We start from the raw sequence: 6,032 nt of genomic DNA, 5'->3' as shown, positions 1-6,032 counted from the left end.
GACGAGGGTTGGGGCCTGCGAGCCGAGCGTGGTCTCGCGCACCGTCTCCCACATCCGCATCAGATATTCGAAGTCGCGCTTGACCTCGGGCTTGGTGCGCGAGGCGCCGGCGGTGCGCAGGATCACGCCCATGCCTTCCGGCACTTCGAGATCCTGGGCGATCGACTTCAGGCGCTGGCGGTCGCCGGCGTCGGTGATCTTACGCGAGATGCCGCCGCCCTTGGCGGTATTGGGCATCAGCACGGAATAGCGGCCGGCGAGCGACAGGTAGGTGGTGATCGCGGCTCCCTTGTTGCCGCGCTCCTCCTTGACGACCTGGACGAGCAGAACCTGGCGGCGCTTGATCACCTCCTGGATCTTGTACTGCTTGCGGTGACGGTGGGCGCGCTGTGGAATTTCTTCCATCGCGTCGCCGCCGAGCTGCTCGACATGCTCGGACACGTCTTCTTCGTCGTCGTGCTCGTCGGACGTCTCGTCGCGCCGGGCCTGATGGTCGTCGTGACCATGATGATCGTCATGGCCGTCGTGATGGTGATCGTCATGGGATGCGACCGACTCCGTCGCTCCGGTGTCGACCTGCGCGTCGCTGACGACGGCGGCGGTCTCGGTCTCGACCGGCATCGGCTCAGGTGCCGCGGTCGAAATTTCAGCCGGCGCGACGGCGTCGCCTGGCTGTTCGGCGACAGGCGCCGGCGTCGCGTCGACGGGCGACGCGGCTTCCGCCGACACGGATGTCGCGCCGCTCTCGTCGAGCGTCTCGTGGACGACATGGGCGTGTTCGATCAGGCCGGGCGTCGGATCGTCGTAGGGCGGCGTCTCGGATGCCGGCAGCTCGACGGGGCGGGACTCGAGCTCGTCGTACGGCGCGGCTTCGCTGACGGCTTCGTCGCCGTTGCGGTGCATCTCGGCCGGGGCGGACCGGTCGCGGCGATGGCGACGGCTGCGGCGCTGCGGCTTGCGCTCTTCCTCCTCCGGCTCTTCCTGGGCTTCGGCTTCCATCAGCGCCTGACGGTCGCTGACCGGAATCTGATAATAGTCGGGATGGATCTCGGAGAAGGCGAGGAAGCCGTGACGGTTGCCGCCGTAGTCCACGAAGGCCGCCTGCAGGGACGGTTCGACCCGGGTGACCTTGGCAAGATAGATATTGCCGCGAAGTTGTTTTTTGCTGGCAGCTTCGAAGTCGAATTCCTCGACCCGGCTACCTCTTAGAACGACGACCCGGGTTTCCTCCGGATGCGCCGCATCGATCAGCATTTTGTTGGCCATTATGTACTCGTTGGAGCCCGAGGCGGCCGGGGGGTGCGCTGCTCATGCCGACGAATCGCGGATGAGCCTGGCGCACCGGCCGACGGCGTGGTGCTCGAAAAGGAGAGAGGGAAGGATCGCGCCGCGGCGGCGACCAGGACGGGTCGAGCCGCGTAAACCATGGCCGCGCCGAGCGAAGCGCCGGGCAGCCGCTAATGTCGTGAAGGCGAGTCAGTGTTCCGGCCGGCGCCCTGAGAGGGAGCGCGGCTGCGAAGGCTTTCCGATTTTTAACAGGACAGACCATGTCCTCATAAACCTATGCGCGACGCCGAAGCATCGTTCGAAGGGTCGGGCAAGCGGCCTTACGCCGTTGACGATTCGACTCCGGCGCTCACCCGATCGGGACGCCCGCGCAAACCACGCGGCTTTTCCAGACCTTCCTGGCGAGGCATGAGCCGGACAGCCGAGGCTGTCGTCGTCAAAACCAAACACGGATCTGTCATACCGGGAATTGCGCGCTCTTGGCAAGTTTTGAGTGTGGCCCGCCAGCCACGGGCACGGCGATTGCGGCGCGCGATGCTTATCGCCTGTTAACCCTCGCCGGCTATCCCCTTAGACTGACGCGTCACCGGATCATGCGGTTCGAACGCGCTGGTGGCAGCAGGGCAGGCGGAATGACACAGCAGCGCATCGCGAAGAATCAGGACGCCGCGCTGCTATCCGTCACGGCTCGTATCGGCATGGTGATGGCGACGCTGTTGTTCTGCACCAGCGCGTCTGCCGCCGAAACCCACGGTCTGATCGGCGCGCGGGCGGCGCACGTCGCGGCCAGTACGCCGCAAGCTCCGGTCGCCGAAGTCACCGCGGCACGGCTCGAGGTGAGCCCTGAGAACGCCAAGCTCACCTTCGATCTGTCGCATGCTGTCGAAACCAGTGCTTTCGTCCTCGCCGATCCGGATCGCGTGATCGTCGACTTGCCGCAGGTCGACTTCAGCCTTGATCCGGACACCGGCAAGGCCGCCGTGCCCGGCCGCCATGCCAAAAAGACGGTCGCGGCGCTGGTCGGTTCGTTCCGCTTCGGTCTCTTATCCGCAGGGCGCTCGCGCATCGTCGTCGATCTTCAGGCACCGGCGCGAATCGTCCGGAGCTCCATCGAAAGAGATGGGGACAAAGTCCGTCTCGTCGTCGAGCTGGCGAAAACCGACCGGGCTGCCTTTCGTCTGGCGGCGCAAAGCCGGACCATGCAAGTCGCCTCTGTCGTCGTGCCCGCCATGCCGGCCTTGGCGACGGCCGCGACAAGCAAGCCGACCATCGTCCTCGACCCCGGCCACGGCGGTCCCGACACCGGCGCGATCGTCAACGGCATCGTGGAAAAAGTGATCGCGCTGGAGTTTGCCCAGACCCTGGCCAAAAAACTCGAGGCGAGCGGCTCGTTCAACGTCGTCATGACCCGGCCGGACGACGTCTTCATCCCGCTTTCGGAGCGGGTAAGGATCGCCCGGTCCGCCAACGCCGCCCTGATGATCTCGATTCACGCCGACACGCTGGCCGAAGCCGGCGACGTGAGCGGGGCCACCGTCTACACCGTGTCCGACAAGGCGTCTGACGCGGCTGCGGCCAAGGTCGCGGCGAAGGAAAACGAAGCCGACAGCACCGTCGGCGTCGACGGGCAGGCGGACGCGGTCGACGTCTCCGACATCCTGTTCGATCTGACCCGCCAGGAAACGCGCGCCTACAGCCACGTCTTTGCGCGCACCCTCGTCAACTACTGGAAGGTCGCGGGCCGCCTGAACAAAAATCCCCAGCGCGCCGCCGGCTTCCGCGTGCTGAAGGCGCCGGATGTGCCCTCCGTGCTCTTGGAGCTCGGCTATCTCTCCAATACGAACGATGCGGCGGCGCTGACCTCGGAGGAGTGGCGCGACAAGGCCACAAGCCGCATGGCGGAAGCCATCGAATCCTATTTCGCCGATCGTCACGGTGCGGAAAAGGCCCAGGCGGGGGCGACCATTCCCGACGTGGCGATGCCGCCCGCTCGTCCCATGACGCAGGCGAGCGCCGCGACCGCCGTTCAAAGGTAGGTCTCTTCGGCGAAATAGCCCGCGGCGCTTGTGGCCGCGCGGCAACGAAGCCGCTATAGTCGGGTCTCGCAGGGAGGCATCGCACTCGCCATCTGGCGTATGCCCCACTAGAGACATAAAAGCGCTTCACGACATCGCGACGAGACGCGCTGATTTCGCGGCCGATTCCTTGAGGCAGAGCTTCCGGGGGCAGGCGGTCCAGCCCATCCTGCCGCCCGAAAGGCTTCTGACGTATGCGCTTTTTCGCCCGCTTCCTCGGTTTGATCTTTGCGACGGGCGCGATCGTTTTTGTCGTCGCGGCGGCCGGCGCAGGCCTCGTCATCTGGAAGTACGAGCAGGATCTGCCGGACTATACCCAGCTCAAGAACTACGAGCCGCCGGTGATGACGCGCGTCCATGCCGGCGACGGCTCGGTTCTCGCGGAATATTCGCATGAGCGTCGGCTCTATCTGCCGAGCACGGCGATTCCGGCGCTGGTCAAAGAGGCGTTCATCTCGGCGGAAGACAAGAATTTCTACACCCATAACGGTGTCGATCCAGAAGGCATGCTGCGTGCCGTCGGCATTCTGATCCAGGGCCAGAAGCACGTTCAGGGCGCCTCGACGATCACCCAGCAGGTCGCCAAGAACTTTTTGCTGACCAACGAGCAGACCTTCGACCGCAAGATCAAGGAGGCGCTGCTCTCCTTCCGCATCGAGTCGGCCTATTCCAAGGAAAAGATCCTCGAGCTCTATCTCAACGAGATCTATCTCGGCCTCGGCAACTACGGCGTCGCCGCCGCCGCGCTGAACTATTTCGGCAAGTCGGTGCACGAGCTGACGATCCCCGAGGTCGCCTATCTCGCGGCGCTGCCGAAGGGGCCGAACAACTACCACCCCTTCCTCAAGCATGACCGCGCCGTCGAGCGCCGGAACTACGTCATCGATCGCATGGCGGAGAACGGCTACATTACGCGTCCCGACGCCGACAAGGCCAAGGCCGCGCCGCTCGGCGTGACCACGCGCGTGCTGTCGCCCAATACCTATGCCGCCGGCTTCTTCGCGGAAGAAGTGCGCCGCGAGCTCGGCGATCGCTTCGGCGAGAAGAAGCTCTACGAGGGCGGCCTGTCCGTCCGCACCACGCTCGATCCCAAGATGCAGCTGATGGCGCGCAAGGCGCTGATCGACGGCCTCGTCCGCTACGACGAAGCCCACGGCTATCGCGGCCCGATGCGCCACATCGACATCGCCGGCGACTGGGGGCCGCCGCTGGCCGTGGTTCCAGCCCTGGGCGACGTGCAGCCCTGGCGCCTCGCCGTGATCCTTGACCTGAACGACGGCTCGGCGCGCATCGGCATCCAGCCGAAGCACGAATCCGACGGCTCCGTCAGCTCCGACCGCGACACCGGCACGATGCTGCCCGTCGGCCTGAAATGGTCGAAAGGAACGGGGCGCAACGGCCTGCAGTCCGGCGACGTCGTCTATGCCGAGCCGATCGAGGGCAAGGCCGGCGAATATCGCCTGCGCCAGATTCCCGAGGTCGGCGGCGGCATCGTCGCGATGGACCCCTATACCGGCCGCGTCTTCGCGATGGTCGGCGGCTTCTCCTTCGACCAGTCCGCCTTCAACCGCGCGACCCAGGCGATGCGCCAGCCCGGCTCGTCGTTCAAGCCGATCGTCTATGCCACCGCGCTCGACAACGGCTACACGCCGTCGTCTATCGTCCTCGATGCGCCGATCGAGATCGACCAGGGCGCCGGGCTCGGCGTCTGGCGGCCGGAAAACTTCGAAGGCAAGTCGGGCGGTCCGCACACGCTGCGTTATGGCGTCGAGCACTCGATCAATCAGATGACGGTGCGCCTGGCGCGCGACGTCGGCATGCCGCTGATCGCCGAATACGCCAAGCGCTTCGGCGTCTACGACGACTTGCCGCCTTACCTCTCGATGTCGCTGGGCGCCGGCGAGACCACGCTGATGCGGATGACGACCGCCTATTCGATGCTTGCCAACGGCGGCAAGAAGATCAAGTCGACCCTGATCGACCGCATCCAGGATCGCTGGGGTCACACGATTTATCGCCACGACGAACGCGTCTGCCAGGGCTGCGACGAGGCCAAGTGGGACCATCAGGACGAGCCGAAGCTGGTCGACAAGCGCGAGCAGGTGCTCGATCCGCTGACCGCCTACCAGATTACCTCGATCATGGAAGGCGTGATCCAGCGCGGCACCGGCCAGAGCATCAAGGCGGTCGGCAAGCATCTCGCCGGCAAGACCGGCACGACCAACGACGCCAAGGATCTGTGGTTCGTCGGCTTCTCGCCCGATCTCACCGTCGGCGTGTTCATGGGCTACGACCGGCCGCGCTCGCTCGGCGACTCTGCGCAGGCCGCGACCTACACCGCTCCGATCTTCCGCGATTTCATGACGATGGCCCTGAAGAACAAGCCGGATATTCCGTTCCGCGTGCCCGCCGGCATCAAGCTGATCTCGGTCGATGCCCGGACCGGCCAGCGCTCCAGCGGGTCGGGCACGATCCTCGAAGCGTTCAAGCCCGGCACCGCACCGCCGGAAGGCTATGCCGGCGATTCCTCGCCCCGGGCCGTGGTGGTCAATCCCGACGCCGACACTGCCGTTGGCAGTGGAACGGGCGGTCTTTACTGATCCTCGCCGGTTTTGCCGTCAATTCAGCAAGATGAAGCGCGCGGCTTTTTGCGGCGCGCTGTCGATTAAG

3 protein-coding genes are annotated in these 6,032 nt (G+C 65.5%); 2 read left to right on the top strand and 1 reads right to left on the bottom strand.

Annotated elements, in window-relative coordinates:
* On the bottom strand, window positions 1-1,266 hold a 1,266-nt coding region (locus GSQ79_RS10715; protein WP_158808712.1), incomplete at its 3' end, for a ribonuclease E/G.
* 653 nt (window positions 1,267-1,919) lie between these two features.
* Between GSQ79_RS10715 and GSQ79_RS10710 the strand changes: the two genes are divergently transcribed.
* Window positions 1,920-3,323, top strand: a complete 1,404-nt coding sequence (locus GSQ79_RS10710) for an N-acetylmuramoyl-L-alanine amidase (protein ID WP_246725251.1) — start codon at window positions 1,920-1,922, stop codon at window positions 3,321-3,323.
* Between the two features lie 233 nt (window positions 3,324-3,556).
* On the top strand, window positions 3,557-5,962 hold the full coding sequence (locus tag GSQ79_RS10705; RefSeq protein WP_158808711.1) for a penicillin-binding protein 1A: 2,406 nt from the start codon (window positions 3,557-3,559) through the stop codon (window positions 5,960-5,962).
* Window positions 5,963-6,032: the final 70 nt, after the last annotated feature.

The organism is Beijerinckia sp. L45, from assembly GCF_009765775.1.
Lineage (GTDB): Bacteria > Pseudomonadota > Alphaproteobacteria > Rhizobiales > Beijerinckiaceae > RH-AL1.
The sequence above is the reverse complement of the archived record's forward strand: the minus strand, read 5'-3'. Positions and strand labels throughout refer to the sequence as shown.

Bases quoted from the DNA above. Each gene is read 5' to 3' on its own strand.
- GSQ79_RS10705 (WP_158808711.1), top strand. From the start codon at position 3,557: ATGCGCTTTTTCGCCCGCTTCCTCGGTTTGATCTTTGCGACGGGCGCG.
- GSQ79_RS10710 (WP_246725251.1), top strand. From the start codon at position 1,920: ATGACACAGCAGCGCATCGCGAAGAATCAGGACGCCGCGCTGCTATCC.